2 protein-coding genes are annotated in these 1,715 nt (G+C 61.0%); both read right to left on the bottom strand.

Going from position 1 to position 1,715, the window contains the following annotated elements; genetic code table 11:
• Positions 1–493: ABC transporter permease (locus ACRDUX_RS04330; RefSeq protein ID WP_526411367.1), on the bottom strand; the 493-nt coding region annotated here is incomplete at its 3' end.
• A gap of 302 nt (positions 494–795) precedes the next feature.
• The coding region (locus ACRDUX_RS04335) for an ABC transporter permease (RefSeq protein ID WP_526411369.1) at positions 796–1,715 on the bottom strand (920 nt) is incomplete at its 5' end.

Here is a 1,715-nt window from a genome sequence, read left to right on the forward strand (position 1 = left end):
GACCCAGGAAACTCAACGCCGATTCGGAGAGAATGACCAGCGCGAACTCGAGCGTCGCCAGCGTGATCAGCGATGCCGCGATCACCGGAAGAATCTGGCGGAAGACGATCCTGAACGAACTTGCACCCAAGGCGCGTGCGGCCTCGATGAATAGTCGCTCCCGCACCGCGAGCGTCTCGGCACGCGCCACTCGTGCGTAGAGCGGAAGGCGAGTGGCCGCCAACACGAAGATTAGCGCCGGCAGACTGGGACCCAGCGTGTAGAGGACGATCAATGCCAGGAGCAACGACGGGAACGCCATCATCACGTCCGCGCTGCGCATCGCGAAGGAGTCGAGCTTGCCACCGAGGTAGCCAACGACTGTCCCAATTAGTGTGCCGATCAGTGCAGCCGCCAGCACGGCTGACAGGGCGATGACGAGTGTCGTTCGGGCGGCCACGATCAGGCGGGCGAGAAAACTACGTCCGAGGGCGTCGCTGCCCAGGATGTACATGTAGCCGTTTTTCCATATTCAGCGGCGCGCTGAACCGCCACTCTAGATGCGCTTCCGTCGCCGCTCGACCCACCACGGCGGGGCCAATGATGGCCGCTAGCAGAAGAATTGCTAGGTATGCGATGGCGATTTTACCTAGCCGGTCCGACTTGAGCACGAAACGGAATCTGACGAAGAAGCCGTCATGTCGCCGAAGCGCCTCTGCCTCAGCGGCCCCCGGGTCCTGCTGCAGTGGCTCGGTGTCGTGAGACTCCCGGGAGGGCGGCCTGGGGCGGCGTTTTCTGTCTCTCATGAATGTCATGTCAGGTCATTGCTCCGAGTCGGATCTGCGGGTTGAGCCAGGAGTAGGCGAGGTCAATCAGGAAGTTCAGCAGAATGATCGCTGCTCCGGTCACCAGGACGACCGCCTGAATCACTGCGAAGTCTCGGCCTCGGATGGCAGTCACCATCAGATTGCCGACTCCCGGCCATCCGAAGACGGTCTCGACGACTAGCGCACCGTTGACCAATTGTGCGAGTAACACGCCTGCGACGGTAACGATTGGCAACGCCGCGTTCCGCAGCGCGTGCTTCAAGACCACAGATGCCTCAGCCACACCCTTACCACGTGCAACCCGTACGTATTCGGAGTCGAGTTGCTCAATCATCGTGCTACGAGCGACCTGCGTCAGCACCCCGATGGGTCTCAGTGACAATGCGATGAGTGGCAAGATCCAGTACTGCACACCCCCCGCGCCAGAAGTCGGTAGAACGTCCAGGAACACCGCGAACACGGCGATTCCGGTGATGCCGACCCAAAAGTCCGGAACGCTCAGCGCAACCAAGGACGTCAGCCGGGTCGCGTCGTCGGTCTTGGTTCCCTTACGTGCCGCGCCGATGCATCCGACGAGGACACCGACCACTGTGAAGATGACCGTTGCCACCGCGGCCAGTTTGAGCGTCGCGGGGTAGCGAGTCATGACGATGCTGAGCGCAGAGTCTTTGTAGAGCAGTGACTTTCCAAAGTCCAAGTGGGTGATGCCCTTGATGAAGGTCCACAGTTGTACGTAGAGCGGTTGGTCGAATCCGTTCGCCGCGTCGAATTGTTGAACCATGGCCTCGGTGGCGTCTTCGGGAAGATACAACCGTGCCGGACTGCCGGTGAGGCGCGAGAGCACGAACACCAGCAACACGATCCCGACCAGACTGAGCAGCCCGTGGAGGGACCTCTGCAGTACGAAAC

This window comes from Mycobacterium sp. (genome assembly GCF_050701675.1).
Lineage (GTDB): Bacteria > Actinomycetota > Actinomycetes > Mycobacteriales > Mycobacteriaceae > Mycobacterium.